We start from the raw sequence: 15,941 nt of genomic DNA, 5'->3' as shown, positions 1-15,941 counted from the left end.
AGCAGCGACTCGGACTCCACTTCCTGAAGCAGGCGCTGGATGCTGCGGTCGTCGACTTCCACCAGGTTTTCGAACAGGAACATCTCGTCGATAATTTTCTGTGCCAGTTCGCCGTCGAAGTCGCGCACTGCGGAGATAACCGCTTCTTCCTGCTGGGTTTTCATCAGGTTGATAATTTCGGCTGCGGTTCTTACGCCGCCCATTTTGCTGCGCTTGAGGTTCTGGCCGTCAAGCAGGTTGTTGAGCACTTCGGTCAATTCGGCCAACGCTGCCGGTTGAACACCGCCGAAGGTGGCGATACGCAGCATTACGTCGTGGCGCAAACGCTCGTCGAACAGCGCCAGAATATCGGCCGCCTGGCCACGTTTGAGGTGTACCAAAATCGTGGCGATAATCTGCGGGTGCTCGTCGCGAATAAGGTCCGCAGCACTTTGCGGCTCCATAAAGTTGAGCGTTTCCATGCCAGAGGTGGTTTCGCGAGTTTCCAGAATGTCTTCCAGCAAGCTCGATGCACGCTCTTCGCCCAGCGCTTTGATCAGCACCGAACGCAGGTAGTCGTTGGCGTTAATCGACAGCGCCGCAAACTGTTCGGCTTCTTGCTCGAATTCGGCCAACACTTCGGTTAACTGTTTATTGGAAATCTGGCGAATGCTGGCCATTGCCGCACTGAGATGCTGGACTTCACGCGGGCTAAGGTGCTTAAACACCTCTGCCGCACGGTCTTCACCAATGGTCATCAACAGAATTGCGCTTTTCTCTGTTCCGCTAATACTCATAGTTCGTTACTCATCCATTGGCGTATCACCAGCGCAACCACGCGCGGATCGTTATCAGACATCTCGCGAATGCGTTGGCTCATCACTTCAGCGCTAAGTTTTTGATTCATTTTACGTTGCTGCTGTTGCTCATCTTTTGTCAGGCGGACTGAAACAGCATCTTCTTCTTCAACTTGCTGGCGTTTGGCTTCCACTTGTGCCTGCTGCACCGCATCTTTACGCTGGACGAGCGGACGAACCACTTTGCGCCACAGCAGCCAGGCGACAATCAGCACCACCAACCAACGGCCCGCGGACATCAACATTTCGAAGAAGGCTTGTTGCTTCCAGAACGGCAGTTCGTTGCTGGTTTCTTCGGTTGCGCTAAACGGTGAATTCACCACGTTAAGCGTGTCGCCGCGCTTATCGGAGTAGCCCATCGCTTCACGCGTCAGGTTCTCAATTTGCTTCATCTGGTCAGCGGTCAACGGCAAAGGCTTGCCATCCGACAACTGGCGGTAATTCACCACTACTGCCACAGAAAGGCGTTGCACATCGCCAGTGTTCAACTTGGTGTGGCGAATGGTGCGGTCGACTTCGTAGTTGGTGGTTTCATCACGCTGAGTGTTGCTCGAGCCGGTTTGAGCTGTAGTCGAAGTCGATTGGTTCTGCGGCTGCGCATTCGCCGCATTATTTTGCGGTGGCGTAGAAATTGGCGCGTTATTTGGCGGAGCAGGTTGGTTGGACAGCGCACCCGGCACGCCGCCTGGGTTACGGCCATTCACTTGCTCGCTTTGGTTTAACTGGCGTGAACGCACCGCCGACTGAGACGGGTCGCTGTTCGGGCGATACTGCTCTTCAGTCTGTTCTTTATTGGAGAAATCAATCTGTGCGGTGACCTGCGCGTGAACATTACCGCTACCAACAATGGGCGCAAGAATGGTTTCAATGCGGCGCTGGAAGCGGTTTTCGACATCCATCGCATATTTCAGCTGTGCGTCGTTCAGGTCACGCCCGGCAGTATTGGACTGCGTGAGCAGATGACCGCCTTGATCCACGAGCGTGACATTGCCCGGCGGCAAACCGGCAACCGCGCTGGAAACCATATGCACGACCGCGCTGATTTGCCCTTCATCCAATGCGCGGCCAGGTTCGAGGCTCAGCGTGACGGAAGCAGAAGGAGATTTTTGTTCGCGGACGAATAAAGAAGGTTTTGGCATCGCAAGATGCACACGCGCCGTTTTAACCGGGCCGAGGGTTTCGATGGTGCGGGCCAGTTCACCTTCCAGCGCACGCTGGTAGTTCACTTGCTCGCTGAACTGGCTGATGCCGAATTTTTCCTGGTCCAGCAATTCAAAGCCGACCGCTCCGCCTTTCGGCAACCCTTGCTGGGCAAGGCGCAGACGCAAGTCGTAGACTTTATCGGCAGGGACTTCAATCGCACTGCCGTTATCCGAGAAGCGATAAGGCACGTTCATTTGAGTCAATTGCGTGACGATGGCCCCACCGTCCTGATCCGCCAGATTGCTATAAAGCACCTTATAATCAGGCGCTTTTGCCCAGAGTACGAGGGCCATAATAATGGCGATAGTCGCGGCACCCGCAACCATCAGTGGGATTTTAGGATTTGCACGAATGCGGGTCAGCCACTCCTGGGTTTTGTTTTGTGGCGTTTGTGCCAGGCCAGCTGCGGTCATTGAGCACCTCGCGAGCGAGCGTAGACATCATTTTTAATATAAAGAGTGAACAAAACGAGCTCCCGGTTCGACAACCACAACAAAAGTTCCACATAGATGGCAACGTCATTATTTTCTTTTACAAAAATTTCGATGGCTGAATTAGCTCTATTTATTGCTGCTATTTACCGCCTTTATCCTATTGACAAGGTGTTAATCTTGCCGCGTTAAAAATTACTGGGGCAGGGGAAATGGCAATTCAGGGTATCGAAGGCGTACTTCAGCAGTTGCAGGCCACTGCACTGTCGGCGGGGAATCCGGTTCAAAATGTCGAGCCAAAAGTGAGCTTTGCTGGTGAATTACAGGCAGCACTTGGCCGAATCAGCGAGACACAATCCGCTGCCCGTACCCAGGCTGAAAACTTTGCCATCGGCAAACCCGGTGTTGCGCTCAATGATGTGATGGTCGATCTGCAAAAATCTTCAGTTTCATTGCAGATGGGCATTCAGGTGCGTAATAAGCTGGTATCGGCGTATCAGGAAGTGATGAATATGCAGGTTTAGTTGCTTAAGCTATTTGATATATATAGAGAATATTATCAAACTGCTTTTGCGTGGGGCATGGATGGGACAAATGACGATAATTTCTGGTTCAAAATTGCAATCTGGTCGCTGTCACTATCAGCCATCCATTTCCCATAAACCTGGTAAACCATCTGAGCATTTGAGTGGCCCATTTGCGAAGCGATAAAGTTCGGGTTGGCTCCGGCTGTCAATGACCAACATGCATATGTATGTCTGGATTGATACGCTTTCCGATAGCGTAATCCTGCCCGACGTATTGCAGCTCAGTGGGAGATATTAAAAAACCAGAGCCAGGCCAATCAGATTCTGGCCGCTGGATTTGAATCACTGGCTGGCAATACCTCCAATGCTTTCACGGGAATAATCACCGGAAGCATGACCGCAGAAGATGCCATGAACTCGCTCGTAAGTAATGCATTGAACAGCCTGATAAACGGCTTTGTTCAGATGGGTGTAGAGTGGATTAAATCAGCTGTCACCGGCAGCGCGGCGCAGGTAGCAGCAACGGCGGCCACAACATCAGCCGCGGTCGCCGGAACCGCAACCACCACGGCAGCAAGCACCGCAGCGGCAGCCACAACGACAGTTGCATGGACACCTGCTGCAATCGCAGCATCAATCGGCTCATTCGGCGGCGCGGCGGCAATCGGGATCGGCGCAGTTATCGCAGCGATGGCGTTATCAAGCTCTATCGCAGGTAAGCGCAAGAACGGCGGCCCGGTAGCGGCTGGCTCAATGTACCAGGTGGGTGAGGGCGGTATGCCTGAAATCTACCAATCCAGTAATGGCAGCCAGTACATGATCCCCGGCGATAACGGCAAGGTGATCAGCAACAAGGATATGCAGGGTGGAAGCGGGGAAATTAAGGTTTCCATAACCTTTAATGACTACACAACAGGAAGTCATTCATATGATGCTCAGGCCACTCAAAATGGAAGCGCTATTACTGTTCAAGCATTTATAATGGACATGAATCAAGGCGGCGAAATGAGCCAGTCAATATCCCAAAATCTTCAGGCTCCAAGAAAAGCGAGAGAATAATGGAAATTAAACCCGGCGAAGCAGGAAGGATGGATATTCCTTTAGGCAAGGAAACGGTGTTCACCCATAACAAGCCAGTAACTTATCAAGTAGCAACCTCGGGAGGTTCGCTGATTGAGGTTGAGCTACCTGGAGGCGTTGAATTCAAAGTAACCAGTGCGGGTGACATTAAATCTATCACCGTCAACATATTCGACTCACAAAATGGCCCGATTGAAATAGTTTAATAGAACCCGCTTCGGCGGGTTTTTTATTGCCTGGAGTAACCATGCCAATACCCTACCCGGACTGGCTACCGCTGGCCCAGAAGTCGAAAACACCAAAGCCAGATACCGGCTTTCGCACTGACCTGCCGCAAGTTGGCGCGCCAATATTCCAGAAGCTCACCGACGACCTGAAAACCGGATTCTCGCTGACATGGGTATTCACGCTGGCACAGCACCGTGCATTCATGCAGTGGTTGCGCAGCCCTAACTATCTGGACAACTGCAATCAGTGGTTCCTGATGCCAGTGGGTATAGGCTCGGGTGCATATGGTGAGCCTGAGATGCAGGAGCTTCACTTTACCGCTTACCCGACATGGAGCCAATCAGGATCAGTCTTCACTTGGTCTGGTGATGTTGTCACTCGCAAGCTGAATAACTCCGATGATGACTACGACGACATTGTTATCGAACTGCCGCCACCTTGGGCAAGCTTCCTAGATATTGTCGTGACCGGGTATCCAGATAATCGCGACCAAGAGTCTTTGCCGAGGTCTCCATAATGAATTTCAGAGAGTACAAGAGCCGCCGCCCGAACCGCATCCTCTACGACACAATCACCATCTACAGCGAAACTTTCGGCTATATCAGGCTTGTCAAAGACCAGATATTCGCCAAGACATTCGCCGGGCAGGTGTATCAGCCGTGCCGGATGGAAATTGCAGATAGCCCGCAGAGTTCGACGCCTGTCATTACTTCCACAGTGAAATTCAGCAGGCTGGCGACGGATTTCAAGCAGCAATTGAAACAGTGGAAGGCCTTCGATCGCATCGTGCCAATTCAGTTCACATACCAGCGCTTCGATGCCTCCGACATGAACGCGCCACTGAAGCCGTGGACGCTATTTGTGAGCGATATCAGTCTGGATGCAAGTGATGTCACCGTGTCGCTGACTATCAAGAACCCACTCAACGCCAACATCGGCATGCTCTATAACGTCGAAGAGTTTCCGGGGCTGCAAAATGCTTAAGTCTGAATTTCTTGAAAGGGTGATTGGTATACCCTGGCACAACCGCGCCTGCACATTCGAAGCGGCTGATTGTTGGGGTCTGGTAACACTCTATTTCCGGCACGTTCTCGACATTGAGCTGCACCACTCGCCTGACTACGAAGCGGGCAAGGACTTCATGACATGCTTTGAGAGTGAGGTTGTTTACTGGAGATCAGTGGAGAAGTTCAGCGACGGCGATATCTTCATTGCCTATTACGGCGCGCAGCCGGTGCATGTGGGGATGATTGTAGACGGCAGGGCGCCGCACAGCCGCGGCGAGAATGGAAATGTCCGTTCCGACCAGGTCCGCACCATCCAGAAATTATTCACGAAAACGGAGTTCCTCAGATATGCCGGTAATCGAAATACAGAGAGTGCCGGGGCTGCCGAAGCAACGGATGCATGCGCGCGCGGGAGTGAAGTTCAGCGAGTGGCTTGAAACAGCAGGTGTTCATTCTGATGTTCGGGCCATCATTAACGGCCGCGAGTTGCAGGATGATGATGACATTGATTTCTGCATCAGCGCTGACGACCGAATTCTCATCTTCGACCAGCCAAAGGGAGGCGGCCTGGTTAAAACCCTGCTTAATCCCTTCGAGCACCTCAATCCAATAAAATTCACGCAAAAGGTAATGGGCGCTTTCATCAAGCAGCCTAATGCTGGCGGCGGCGCGGCGGGACAAGCCAAGACTTCACCGAACAACAGCCTTAAGGGGCAAACTAACATCGCCCGTAACGGCGAGGCGCGCCCGGATAACTACGGCCTTGTTCGCGCTTTCCCGGACATGATTCAGCAGCTTATTTTCGAGTACGTGAGCAACAACAAAGAAGTGACTCAGTTCATGAACTTTGGGCTGGGCAAATACGATTACAGCTCCGTTCGCTATTCGGAAACTAACATCGGCTCAATGGCTGGCGCATCCTATACCGTTTACGGGCCTGGAGAGGTCATTCCGACCGTCATCGAGGGGTATCAGCTTGATGATGTCGACGGGCAGGAGTTACCCGGCCCGAATGAAAGCAGTGAGCTTCCAGTAGAGACGGCCACAGCCAATACAGTGGTGAGTGGTAGCTATACCAGTGGGCAAGTGGCAATGAAAATTGTCAGGCAGAGTGAGTTTGATTTCTTCAAAGACCTGCCACGACCATCACCGGTTAAGTTCACCATCAATATAACTTACCCCACAACTACCGGGTCGGTTACTCAGGATGTCACGCTAACCGGCAACCTGATCAACTGCATTGAAAGCGATGACGGCTCCGTAACCACGCCTGTTTATTATTACGAGTTCATATTCGATCAGCTAAACGGCCCCGGCGTGCCGATTGAAACAGCGACCATCAATACCACGAAGTTTGTGCTGATGCAGAACTCAGGGGTTTCAGTTGGCCCGTTCTTCTCGCCGCTCGTATCTTCGCAATTGTGGATACACACGCAGTCAAAATTAGGTGGGAATGACTACACCGACTGGCGTGTTGATATCTGGAAGGTTGACGATGACAACAACCAGATCCCCGGCACAAATCAGTCCTTGAGCTTCCATGTGCAAAACCCGCGAGACGACCTGTCGGACACATTCTACAGAACGGACAAGATAACGCCGCTGGCGGGTGAGGGGCGTTACTCCATTACGATGACCAGGACGAATAACAGCCATGACAGGAGCATCCTGGAAGTTGAGGAAATCCACGCTGTTAACGTCAGGACGAATGTGGTTCATCCGGATGACACAACGGTCATCATCAAGGTCAGGGCTACGGAGAACTCCACCGGGCGCGAAATGAAATATAACGCGCTCATTAATCGCCACACCATCAGCTACTCACTCAGCACGCAGTCAGTCGATTACACGCTGAGGCCGTCCCGCAAGTTTGCGGATGCCGTGGCACATACATGGCTGGTCATGGGCGGGCAGCCTGAAAACAATATTGACCTGTACGGCCTGTACCAGATTCAGGCTGAGATTGACGCGATAGACCCACGACTTGGACGCTTCGATTTCACCTTTGATGATGAAGATGTGTCGCTCGGCGCGCGACTGGAAACCATCTGCGACGCTGCCAGCGTAACGGCGTTCTGGGATGACGGCGTGATGTCATTTGTGCGTGACAAAAAGCGGACTACTCCGGCGACGGTATTCAACCGGAACAACACGGTTGAGGTGGGTTACTCACTCAGCTATGACATGACGCTGCCTGGTGGATTCGATGGTGTGGAGGTGCAGTACCGTGACCCGAACACAAACAAGCAGGCATTCATCCGCTACCGGATAAACGGAAACAGCATCATTTCTGGCTCGCCAGTGAAGGCGAGAAAGTTCGAGATGATGTATGTCCGAGACTCGTTCCAGGCTAACGACAGGGCGCTCAGAGAGTGTAAGCGCCTTATCTACTCACGCATGGCTATGAGCATTACCGCGCTGGCAGACGGGGAGTGGGTGGGCGTTGGCGACATGGTTCAGATAGTCGATACATACGACACCAACCAGCAGTCAGGCTATATCGTATCTCGCATCGGCAATGATTTTGAAACCAGTGAGCGCATCACTTTTGCAGGCTCAATGTTCGTGGTGGTCACGGACTATCTCGGTACGCCGACAGCGCGCTACCCGGCACGGCCTTTGCCAGATACCGCATTCGGCTTTAGCGCTGCCATCCCAGATATCGAACTCAACATCTATGACGGCATGAATGTTCAGTCACCGTCGCGTTACTTCATTGCTTCGACAGAGGAGCTTGATGCCACCAAGTGGGAAGTTACAGACAAGAGCCCCGGCACTGACGGCACCACAGCGCTAACAGTTCGCGAATATAGTGATCTGATTTACTCCTAAACAACCTTTAAACCCAACTCCGAACCCGGCCAATGCGCCGGGTTTTTTTATGGAAAAATTATGGCGACTACACCGACTACACCTACTCAACTTCCAGTTCCAAGCGAAAAACCACAAGACCTGAAATTTAATGCCGGGAAAATTGACGAGTTCGTAACGTCCATGGAATGGACGTACACGGACCGCTTTGACAATAAACATTACACGATTGAAGGCATTAATTACCTTGCACAGCAAGTAATGAGCTCCTTTGGATACGTAACTCTCTCAGGCGTCACATTTACAACCGGTGCGACAGTGTCCACTCCTAATGAGGTGCTTTTTAACACTGCCGATAATTCTTATTACAAGTGGTCAGGCTCATTCGCAGCAGGGCCGAAAATTGTACCTTCAAATTCGACACCAGAAAGCACCGGCGGTATTGGACCTGGGAAATGGTTAAATGTTGGCGACACGACGTTAAGAAGCGATCTGGCAGCGGGTGAGAAGGCAAATCTTGTTGGCTACACAAATCCAGAAAATGGAGATGAAAGCACAGTCGATGAAACGCTCACAGCAAAACTCCCAAATGTTATTGGCTCCGTAACTACTCCTGCGACCGGGCAAAAGTTTCTCTCACTAAAAACATACAGTGGCGATCACGATTTTTGTTATATCAATGGCGGGTCTGAAACTAAAGCCACGAAGAAATACAAGAAAACAGGCAATGCGACAGTAACTTTAAGCCCAGTAAATGGAGCCACTCCAGCGGCATTAACGGTGGACACGGTTGGGTATGTTGACCCGACATCACCAGACACGTCAGGAACGCCTGTAGCACCGCAGCGTACTTCATTAAGCCAACTTACATTTGAGGGTGATGACGCTGGTAGCGAGTGCGGGCTCGCTATTTTACAAGGGATGGAATTTAGGCTTGATCGACTTTCTTTCAGAAAAACGAAAATCGCGTTATGGATGAAGGATGTCTGGATGACTGAGATTACGGGGTTATCGGCGTGGGGGCAAATTCGTCATGAGGGAGGTACATCTACAACATATAAAAACTGTTTTGCAAAGGTTATTGACCCAACTGTAAATCACGGTGCATTCAGACTTAGTAATTTAAATTATTCAAACTTAATCAGCTGTGCTTCTGATGGCACATTGAACACGGCCTATTGGTTTGACAATTGCGATGCCGTGAATGTGATAGGTTGTGGGTGTGAGGTTCCAAGCGCTCCTCCTGGCGGTTATGGTGCAGCAATATCAATAATTAACAGCTGTAACATGGTATTTGATAGCTTTAGGTGTCTCCCTAAACCAGATGAGACGCAACCGTTGGTGGCAGTATTTTCCGACAACAGTATTGCATTTAATAATCTTTGCAATGCGACTTCTGGAACATATGGCTGGGATTTATTTGTACATGGAACTGGTAATATAATTACATTCAATGGTGGTAAATTTAATACAGGAGAAATACCCAAAGTTGGAGTTTCTGCAGCAGCGGCAGGTAGCAAGATAATTGTTAATACTAGCAGCAACAAATTTATTCATGTTGTCAGTGAGGGTAATGACTCTGTTATTTTTGAGCCATTCTCAGAATATCTTTCTATAGACTCAACAGTAGCTGTAACATTTGGCTCAACAACCACCGGTGTCACCACTGTGGCGAAGGATGTTAAATATAGAAAGGAGGGGGGGCTAGTAACTGTTGAATTTTATTTAGAGTTCAATGGGGGCCCAGGGCAAGCAGGTGTTATGCTTATGCGTAATCTTCCCTATGTTGCCAAAAATATTGCATCTGGAACGGTGTCAGTTACAAGAGATCTGCCATCCAGCCGAGGTCAGTTTACGGTTACAATAGACCGAGGTTCGAATTCTCTTCAATTCTTTAAATTTGCTAATCCTACTTGTACGGCTGTTAATGAGACCGATATTACTTCTACAACAGCAATCAGAGGAAGTATAACGTACACTGTCAATTCCCAATTCTACTAATGTGAATAATGGAATGCCGCTTCATCGCGGCATCCTTCAATCCTTAGTGTATTAAACCCAGCACCTCTTTTACACCTGAATACGACAGGTGACTTCCACCATTAAAAAGCCCGCCATTAGAATCAATTATTTTGCACTTTCCTTTCTCACATAATGCATCTGCTGGCCTGATTTTGTGAAGGCCGGGCATATTAGGAAGATACGCATCAATCTTGGCTGAGCGTTCTAAAACGGCATCATAAACTCCAGGGGTCGATGTGTATTGAGTGTGAAACTTATAGCCAATATTACGTAATTGACTGAAAACAAGCTTGCCGACATCCTCTGTTGGAGCTGGAGCGGGATAGATCACATAAACATCATGACCAAGCGCTATTAGTTTCTTGATATTTTCAGCATAAGATTTCCACGCCTCATCATCTCCTATTAGAACTCCACCGCTGAATTTCTGCCTTCCCATCTCTAAAGGATTGCTAACGCCGGCCTTAATTCCTGGGAAGAAATCATAGTTCACAGCAACAAGAATATTTTTTTTGCTATGCAGGTTCTCTATTTGTTTCCAGCGTTGCTCATTTACTACAGTACATTCTGGAGTATTACCAAACCACATATTGGTGAGGAAAGGACACTGCTCATAGGCTAGTGACATCAATCCTTTTCCATCTTTGGATAGGCTTTCCTGAAGGGCATATTCGTATTGGCCTGCAAAGCTATCGCCAATAGTAACCCAAGATTCGTCACCATATTTGCAAGGATTATCAAGAGAGCGGAGGCCGCAGGCATAAACTTGCTCACCAGTAAGAATATTATTTCCTGGTTGCGAGCTATCTGACATCCTTCTGAACTCAGGTTCTTTATACATCTCGTAAGTTTCTTTAACCAACCCCTGAAGACGATTAGGGAATCCTTCATATTTTTGCGTGGCGAAAGAGAATGCAATAATCAAAGAGGCAAATGCAGCCAAGGCGGTTACGCTGAATTTCTTCACATCACGCCCCCTGAATGGAGACTCGATGAATCTGTACGATGCATAAGCTAGTGCAAGCGAAAGCAATGTCAGCCCCGCAAAATCTTTCAGTGTTACATATTCATGCCGCATGAAGCGGAAGAAAACGAATACTGGCTGGTGCCAAAGATATAATGAATAAGATATTGCACCTATAAATACAACTGGACGTAGAGAAAGCGCCGCCGTAACAATGTCGTCATCATTTGCAAAGGCAATAATAAGACACGTTCCAATCACCGGTAGCAGTGTAATAAATGACGGATGTTGAACATGGCTATCAATAAACATCATGGCATATAAAACCATGAACATACCAAGAGTTGGGAGAGTTTTGCACGCAATGCCGCCCGGACCAGAGAGCGATAAGTTTCCATATTTCCGGATGCTGATAAATGACATCAAGCCACCTAAAACCAATTCCCATGCTCGTGGAGGAAGCGTATAGAATGCTAAGTCTGGATAGTTTGGTACTATATAATTTGCATAGAAGATGGAAATTATAGCCAAAGAAAGAAGTAGGGAAACTCTATATTTTTTGAAAAACCTATTGATAAAAAGTAAAACGAATGGGTAGAAAATATAGAATTGCCATTCTACTGCAAGGCTCCATGTATGAAGAAGCGGCTTAAAAATACTTGCGTTTGAGACATAACTATCTTCGCCCAAAAAATAATAATTAGATCCAAAATAAAGCGCAGACCTGAGAGATTCAGAGAATTTTATTAAGTCATTTGGGAGTAGTATAAAATATGCCGCTACTGATGTAACGGACAGCATGGCAATCAGCGCAGGAAGTATACGCTTTATACGCCGCCAAAAAAAATCTAGCAAAGAGAAAGCGTTACTATCAAGTTTGTTTATTATAATGTCAGTAATTAAATAGCCCGAAAGAACAAGGAATACATCAACTCCGAAGAAACCACCCTTGAAAAGTTTGATCCCAAACAAAGATATCCCGGCGTGATAAATTATCACCGCCATCACAGCCAGACAGCGCAGGCCATCCAGTTCCTTTCTGTACTTAAGCATTAATCTCTCTCTAATTACGAAAATTTTTTCGGAAGATTCTAACACAGCATCACTAACTTGCTGAACATATCAACCATATAACTGAGCCTCTACGTTTTTGACAATTGATCAAATCCCATTAGTGAATTACTGTATATAAACACAGTGAAAATTAAGGTGATCACCATGGGCTTCCCATCTCCAGCACTCGACTTCGAAGAAAAACGCGTCAGTCTTGACGGCATGTGCATATCAACGCCGAGCGCCACATATCTTGTGCGCGCGGCGGGAGCGCACTGGCGCGCTGGCATAATGAACGGTGCGCTACTCGTCTTGGATAGCAGCAAGCGCCCATGTGATGGCTCGATAGTTGTCGGAACGGTGCAGGGTACTTTCAGGGTGTTGAGGTACAAAAAGTTCCCCGAGCCTCATCTGGAAGAAATTGATCGCCCGGAGAGGAAATTCTCGCTACTGGATGATTTTGAAGACGATGGGGTGTTTGGCGTAGTGACATGGATACTCAACGATGCCAGGAATGGAGAGTTCGACGATGTGCCGGTGATGTGATGGGGCATGGATGGGACAAAAAATTAGCGCGAACTCTCATGAACTGTAACCTTTGTTCTGAAAGTTCGCGCTAAGCATCTGTCTTAATGCGTGATGTTCCGTGTATTTCCGTGTTCTACAAAATCAGAGCCTCATATGATGAATATGCAGGTTTAAATTCCCTTCATACTTGAAGCGGCCTCTGCGTTGGCTGCGCTCGCGCACCCAAATCACTTACTTTAGTAAGTGATTTGGGATTTACTCTCTTGCCGCCTTGATGCAGCTCCAATTATTTCGGGAATTGTGGTGCTTATTTTCTGCAATAACTAAAATTTGAAATCGCCTCAAATAACAGCAAGCTACTGAAACACTGGCGGGCTAAGTGCTTTAATGCGAAAATTATTTTTTCTCCGCAGTCGGGATAGATGATGAAGAAGATTGCATTATTGACAGTGTTGCTGGCGTTAAGCGGCTGTGTGCAAGTTGATGATTACCGCGAAGTGGTGAAAACCCCAGCGCCTGCCGGGCTTGCGAGTTACTGGCAGTCCGAAGGGCCGCAAAGTGAGATGGTCAGCCCAGAGGCGATAGCGACTCTGGTTGTCACCAAAGATGGCGACACGCTGGATTGCCGCCAATGGCAGCGAGTCATCGCTTTGCCGGGCAAACTGACTCAACGTTCAGACGATTTTTATAATGTGACGAATAAACGCGAAGTTTACAGCGTTGAGCGCGAAGGCGACACGTTGGAATATGCGGGCATGACGCTGAAACGTGTTGATCGCCCAACGCAGGAATGCGCCGATTATTTGCAAAAGAATCCACTCGAAAGCAAGTTACCGTAAGCGATAAATTCCCTCTCCGTGAATCGGAGAGGGGTTAATCGGCAACGCTACAACACCTCTTCAATCACCCAAACACTCACGCTGCCGCCGTTACAGGCAAACGTTGCGCTGCCGTTTTCATCGGTAGTGACGGTTTCTTCGCGGTTGCCTAAATAATCCCGCCAGTTTTTTCCGCCGTAGTTATCACCAAGGGTGATGACTTTTTCGCCATCGTCACCATTCGATAACACCACCACGCAACCCGGATACTCTTCTGTGCCGCTGCGGCTGAAAGCGATGCAATTGGGGTGATCAAAATAGAGCGTTTGCACGCCGTGAGCGAAAAGTTCACGGGCATGAATCAGGTCGTCGAGCTGTTCGATAACCGGCATGTCGATGTGATACGTTTCGCCATCGCCACCTTCATCGTCGTAACTGGCGCCAAATAAGTCCGGGTAAAACACGCTGGGCACACCGTTTTCACGCAATAAAATCAGTGCATAAGCCAGTGGTTTGAACCACGGTTCGACCGGGGCTTCGAGGGATTGCAACGGTTGCGTGTCGTGGTTGGCGACCAGCGTCACCGCGTGGAACGGGTCGGCTTCGACCAGCGTTCCGGTGAAGATTTGGCTCATGTCGTATTCGCGGCCTTCTTTGGAAGCCTGGTGGAACTTCATTTGCAGCGGGGCGTCAAACAGCATCGTTTTGCCCTCGACCTGAGCGATGTACTCCTGAAGTTTATCCACTTCGTGGGACCAGTATTCAGCCACGATAAACAGTGGCTGTTCAGCCACTTCCTGAACGTGCTCAATCCACTCTTTGTAGAACCAGGCCGGAATGTGTTTGACCGCATCCAGGCGGAAACCATTGCAGCCCGTTTGTTCCATCACCCAGCGCGCCCAGTATTTTAGCTCTTCCGTCACGGCGTGGTTGCGGAAGTCGATATTCTCGCCCATCAAATAGTCGAAATTCCCCAGTTCGTCATCCACCTGGTCATTCCAGCCGTCGCCGGTGTAGTCATTAATGATTTTGAAAATGCCGTCTTCGTGAGGGTTTTCGATATGGTCAACGCCGCTAAAGCATTTGTAATCCCAGATAAATTGCGAATATTTCCCGGCGCGGACGGGGAAGGTGTAGCGCGTCCAGGCTTCGCATTCGATAACCTCGGCGTCGATTTCATTACGGTTTTCTTCATTGACGCGGTTAACGCGAACCTGCTCTTTTTCGTCGGCACCCATTTTGTGGTTGAGCACCACATCAAGTACCACGGCGATATCATTTTCTTTTAAGGCTTTTATTGCGGCCTGCAATTGCGCTTTGTCGCCGTACTTGGTGGCAACCGATCCTTTTTGGTCAAACTCGCCCAGGTCAAATAAATCGTAAACATCGTAGCCGACCGAGTAGCCGCCAGAGCTACCTTTATAGGCGGGTGGGAGCCAGACCATATTGACGCCGATGTCGTTGAGCGTTGCTGCACGTTCGGCAACTTCCGCCCACAGCTTGCCGCCACCGGGGTAATACCAATGGAAAAATTGCAAAAGGGTTGGGTTTTTCATCGAGTCCACGCTCCAGGAGTCATTTAGCTGACCTCTGGAGTATGGAAGATTTTAAGCGGGACGCGGAATTACTTACTGAAGGCTTTGCGGTATGAAGCAAAATTATTGTGGTGCATCCGGCACCAGCAACTGGCCAGATAAATGTCCGTAAGTGTGATTCAGCGTTTGCTGGCGCGATGACTGGCCGATAAGCGAACTCAGTTCGTCCAGACGCTGCTGTAAAAGGCTTTTTAGCGCCTGCTCATTTGCCAGAATTTGCTCGAGGTTCTGCTGCAACATATCCTGCACGCTTTTCGCCGTCCCCGGAGGGATAGGGTTTGCATTCAGTATTTCGATGCCTTGCAGATAGGCGACTTCTTGCTCCAGCAATAAATCCCACTCGCCGCGCTCAGCCAACTCCAGCAACGACTGACTAAGCAGAACCACGTTCTGCCAGCGGCTGATCAGTTCTACATACGGAGACATTAGGCAGGCTCCCGCGCAGCGTTCAGAGGTGAAATCTGTTTCCAGGCATCTGCAATGTTGGTTAATAGCCCTTCGACTTCCTCTATTAATTCAACATCATTACGTAGGTTAGCCAGCATCAGACGGCGAATCATATAGTCATACAGAGACGATAAATTCTCTGCGATTTCGCCACCTTGTTCGTTATCCAGCCCCGCTTTCAGGCCGTTATCAATAATGTTGATAGCTTTGCTCAGTGCTTCCCCTTTCGCGGCCAGCTCTCCTTGCTGCATAAACAAGCGAGCTCTGACCAGGGCGCTTAATGCTCCATCAAAAAGCAAAACAATCAGTTGATGAGGACTCGCGCTCATCACGGCGCTTTCCACACCAATCTGAGCATATGCTTGTGTACCCCGCGCGCTGTACATAATTA

At 49.3% G+C, this 15,941-nt stretch carries 16 protein-coding genes and 1 pseudogene; 10 read left to right on the top strand and 7 right to left on the bottom strand.

Annotated features, from left to right (window positions below; genetic code table 11):
- A partial coding sequence (gene fliG, locus GBAG_RS12050; protein WP_034496255.1) for a flagellar motor switch protein FliG occupies positions 1-776 on the bottom strand: 776 nt, incomplete at its 3' end.
- Positions 773-2,452 (bottom strand): flagellar basal-body MS-ring/collar protein FliF, encoded by a 1,680-nt coding sequence (gene fliF / locus GBAG_RS12045; RefSeq protein ID WP_034496252.1) that lies wholly within the window; start codon positions 2,450-2,452, stop codon positions 773-775. The genes fliG and fliF, both read right to left, overlap by 4 nt.
- Positions 2,453-2,682: 230 nt before the next feature.
- Here fliF and fliE point away from each other — a divergent pair, with 230 nt between their 5' ends.
- Entirely contained in the window at positions 2,683-2,994 is a 312-nt protein-coding gene (gene fliE, locus GBAG_RS12040; RefSeq protein ID WP_034496249.1) for a flagellar hook-basal body complex protein FliE, read from the top strand.
- 35 nt (positions 2,995-3,029) lie between these two features.
- Here the strand turns inward: fliE and GBAG_RS23100 are convergent.
- Positions 3,030-3,278: pseudogene (locus tag GBAG_RS23100) on the bottom strand (integrase); the annotation flags it as partial.
- A gap of 112 nt (positions 3,279-3,390) precedes the next feature.
- Between GBAG_RS23100 and GBAG_RS12035 the strand changes: the two are divergent.
- Genes GBAG_RS12035 through GBAG_RS22915 form a run of 7 tightly spaced genes read left to right on the top strand, consistent with a single transcriptional unit; the run spans position 3,391 to position 10,124 of the window.
- Positions 3,391-4,056 carry a hypothetical protein gene (locus tag GBAG_RS12035; protein WP_034496247.1) on the top strand — a complete coding sequence of 222 codons (666 nt, stop codon included), beginning with the start codon at positions 3,391-3,393 and terminating at the stop codon, positions 4,054-4,056.
- Positions 4,056-4,283: a hypothetical protein gene (locus GBAG_RS12030; RefSeq protein ID WP_034496244.1), complete on the top strand. Its 228-nt coding sequence runs from the start codon at positions 4,056-4,058 to the stop codon at positions 4,281-4,283. Before GBAG_RS12035 ends, GBAG_RS12030 begins: the two co-directional genes overlap by 1 nt.
- 41 nt (positions 4,284-4,324) lie before the next feature.
- Positions 4,325-4,822, top strand: a complete 498-nt coding sequence (locus GBAG_RS12025) for a hypothetical protein (RefSeq protein ID WP_034496241.1) — start codon at positions 4,325-4,327, stop codon at positions 4,820-4,822.
- The gene (locus GBAG_RS12020; protein ID WP_034496239.1) at positions 4,822-5,289 is read left to right on the top strand and encodes a DUF1833 family protein; all 468 of its coding nucleotides are present in this window, start codon (positions 4,822-4,824) and stop codon (positions 5,287-5,289) included. The genes GBAG_RS12025 and GBAG_RS12020 overlap by 1 nt, the downstream gene beginning before the upstream one ends.
- Positions 5,282-5,749 carry an NlpC/P60 family protein gene (locus GBAG_RS12015; protein ID WP_051873703.1) on the top strand — a complete coding sequence of 156 codons (468 nt, stop codon included), beginning with the start codon at positions 5,282-5,284 and terminating at the stop codon, positions 5,747-5,749. The genes GBAG_RS12020 and GBAG_RS12015 overlap by 8 nt, the downstream gene beginning before the upstream one ends.
- Entirely contained in the window at positions 5,661-8,144 is a 2,484-nt protein-coding gene (locus GBAG_RS12010; RefSeq protein ID WP_034496236.1) for a host specificity factor TipJ family phage tail protein, read from the top strand. Before GBAG_RS12015 ends, GBAG_RS12010 begins: the two co-directional genes overlap by 89 nt.
- A 60-nt stretch (positions 8,145-8,204) precedes the next feature.
- Positions 8,205-10,124: a tail fiber/spike domain-containing protein gene (locus tag GBAG_RS22915; protein WP_034496234.1), complete on the top strand. Its 1,920-nt coding sequence runs from the start codon at positions 8,205-8,207 to the stop codon at positions 10,122-10,124.
- Positions 10,125-10,167: 43 nt separating this feature from the next.
- Here the strand turns inward: GBAG_RS22915 and GBAG_RS12000 are convergent, their stop codons facing one another.
- Positions 10,168-12,162: an acyltransferase family protein gene (locus GBAG_RS12000; RefSeq protein ID WP_034496232.1), complete on the bottom strand. Its 1,995-nt coding sequence runs from the start codon at positions 12,160-12,162 to the stop codon at positions 10,168-10,170.
- 165 nt (positions 12,163-12,327) lie between these two features.
- Here GBAG_RS12000 and GBAG_RS11995 point away from each other — a divergent pair, with 165 nt between their 5' ends.
- Both GBAG_RS11995 and yedD read left to right on the top strand, forming a co-directional pair.
- Entirely contained in the window at positions 12,328-12,708 is a 381-nt protein-coding gene (locus GBAG_RS11995; RefSeq protein WP_034496229.1) for a HumD family translesion DNA polymerase, read from the top strand.
- A gap of 407 nt (positions 12,709-13,115) precedes the next feature.
- Complete coding sequence (yedD, locus tag GBAG_RS11990) at positions 13,116-13,529, top strand: lipoprotein YedD (RefSeq protein ID WP_034496320.1); 414 nt, start codon at positions 13,116-13,118, stop codon at positions 13,527-13,529.
- A 47-nt stretch (positions 13,530-13,576) separates the two neighbouring features.
- Here the strand turns inward: yedD and amyA are convergent, their stop codons facing one another.
- From amyA to fliS, 3 genes are all read right to left on the bottom strand, one after another.
- The gene (gene amyA / locus GBAG_RS11985; RefSeq protein WP_034496227.1) at positions 13,577-15,064 is read right to left on the bottom strand and encodes an alpha-amylase; all 1,488 of its coding nucleotides are present in this window, start codon (positions 15,062-15,064) and stop codon (positions 13,577-13,579) included.
- A gap of 102 nt (positions 15,065-15,166) precedes the next feature.
- Positions 15,167-15,529 (bottom strand): flagella biosynthesis regulatory protein FliT, encoded by a 363-nt coding sequence (fliT, locus tag GBAG_RS11980; RefSeq protein WP_034496224.1) that lies wholly within the window; start codon positions 15,527-15,529, stop codon positions 15,167-15,169.
- Positions 15,529-15,936: a flagellar export chaperone FliS gene (fliS, locus tag GBAG_RS11975; protein WP_034496222.1), complete on the bottom strand. Its 408-nt coding sequence runs from the start codon at positions 15,934-15,936 to the stop codon at positions 15,529-15,531. The genes fliT and fliS overlap by 1 nt, the downstream gene beginning before the upstream one ends.
- Between the last annotated feature and the right edge of the window lie 5 nt (positions 15,937-15,941).

Source organism: Buttiauxella agrestis ATCC 33320 (assembly GCF_000735355.1).
GTDB lineage: Bacteria > Pseudomonadota > Gammaproteobacteria > Enterobacterales > Enterobacteriaceae > Buttiauxella > Buttiauxella agrestis.
This window is presented reverse-complemented; position numbering and strand designations above follow the sequence as displayed.

Excerpts from the sequence above, each read along its gene's own strand:
- GBAG_RS12000 (WP_034496232.1), bottom strand. The coding sequence starts at position 12,162 with ATGCTTAAGTACAGAAAGGAACTGGATGGCCTGCGCTGTCTGGCTGTG.
- GBAG_RS22915 (WP_034496234.1), top strand. The coding sequence starts at position 8,205 with ATGGCGACTACACCGACTACACCTACTCAACTTCCAGTTCCAAGCGAA.
- fliS (WP_034496222.1), bottom strand. The coding sequence starts at position 15,936 with ATGTACAGCGCGCGGGGTACACAAGCATATGCTCAGATTGGTGTGGAA.
- GBAG_RS12015 (WP_051873703.1), top strand. The coding sequence starts at position 5,282 with ATGCTTAAGTCTGAATTTCTTGAAAGGGTGATTGGTATACCCTGGCAC.
- yedD (WP_034496320.1), top strand. The coding sequence starts at position 13,116 with ATGAAGAAGATTGCATTATTGACAGTGTTGCTGGCGTTAAGCGGCTGT.
- GBAG_RS12025 (WP_034496241.1), top strand. The coding sequence starts at position 4,325 with ATGCCAATACCCTACCCGGACTGGCTACCGCTGGCCCAGAAGTCGAAA.
- amyA (WP_034496227.1), bottom strand. The coding sequence starts at position 15,064 with ATGAAAAACCCAACCCTTTTGCAATTTTTCCATTGGTATTACCCCGGT.
- fliT (WP_034496224.1), bottom strand. The coding sequence starts at position 15,529 with ATGTCTCCGTATGTAGAACTGATCAGCCGCTGGCAGAACGTGGTTCTG.
- fliE (WP_034496249.1), top strand. The coding sequence starts at position 2,683 with ATGGCAATTCAGGGTATCGAAGGCGTACTTCAGCAGTTGCAGGCCACT.
- GBAG_RS12010 (WP_034496236.1), top strand. The coding sequence starts at position 5,661 with ATGCCGGTAATCGAAATACAGAGAGTGCCGGGGCTGCCGAAGCAACGG.
- GBAG_RS12020 (WP_034496239.1), top strand. The coding sequence starts at position 4,822 with ATGAATTTCAGAGAGTACAAGAGCCGCCGCCCGAACCGCATCCTCTAC.
- GBAG_RS11995 (WP_034496229.1), top strand. The coding sequence starts at position 12,328 with ATGGGCTTCCCATCTCCAGCACTCGACTTCGAAGAAAAACGCGTCAGT.
- GBAG_RS12030 (WP_034496244.1), top strand. The coding sequence starts at position 4,056 with ATGGAAATTAAACCCGGCGAAGCAGGAAGGATGGATATTCCTTTAGGC.
- GBAG_RS12035 (WP_034496247.1), top strand. The coding sequence starts at position 3,391 with ATGACCGCAGAAGATGCCATGAACTCGCTCGTAAGTAATGCATTGAAC.
- fliF (WP_034496252.1), bottom strand. The coding sequence starts at position 2,452 with ATGACCGCAGCTGGCCTGGCACAAACGCCACAAAACAAAACCCAGGAG.